The 626-nt window shown below is 58.8% G+C and carries 1 protein-coding gene; it reads right to left on the reverse strand.

From position 1 onward, the window contains the following. A partial coding sequence (locus JF781_RS28125) for an MCE family protein (protein ID WP_225341376.1) occupies positions 1-572 on the reverse strand: 572 nt, incomplete at its 3' end. Positions 573-626: the final 54 nt, after the last annotated feature.

Below are 626 nucleotides of genomic sequence, written 5' to 3' on the forward strand. Positions count from 1 at the left end.
GTCGCGGGCGGCAGACCGTACGTGTTGACGCTGAAGCCCGGACCCGACCCGACTACCTCTCCAAGCTCGGTGGAATACACCGGAAGTCGCTTCAATGATTCGCCAATCTGGGTCTGTCGCGAGTTGAGATTGTCCAGGACGAGATTGAGTTCTTTTAAGGATGGCCCCAGCTGTGTGCGGTTGTCGGCGATAAAGCCCGAGATTTGCCGCGCAACGTCACGGATCCCCGAGATGAGAACGCCCAACTGCTGTCTTCGTTCGGCCAGCGCCGCAAACAGGTCGCGGCCGTTACCAATCAGCTGGTTGATCTGGCCGGCCCGGTCAGCCAAAAGTTGTGACACATGCTGGGTATGGGACAGGAGTTGACCGATACGTTCGTCACGGTTATTGATCGTCTTCGATAATGCTGTAATACCCTCGAGCGCACTTCTTAGCTGGGGAGTGGCCTCGTGCAGGGCGTCGGTGAGCACCCCCATCGCCTGAGCCAATTGCTCGCTGTCCACCCCACCGGCGACTTTGCCTAAATCTTGTAGCGCATTATTCAGAGTGTAGGGGGTGGTGGTGCGCCCCACCGGAATTGAGGTAACCGCCCCGTCCCCGGCCGGAACAACATTAAGGGAGCGCTG

Source organism: Mycobacterium sp. WUMAC-067 (assembly GCF_020217485.1).
Lineage (GTDB): Bacteria > Actinomycetota > Actinomycetes > Mycobacteriales > Mycobacteriaceae > Mycobacterium.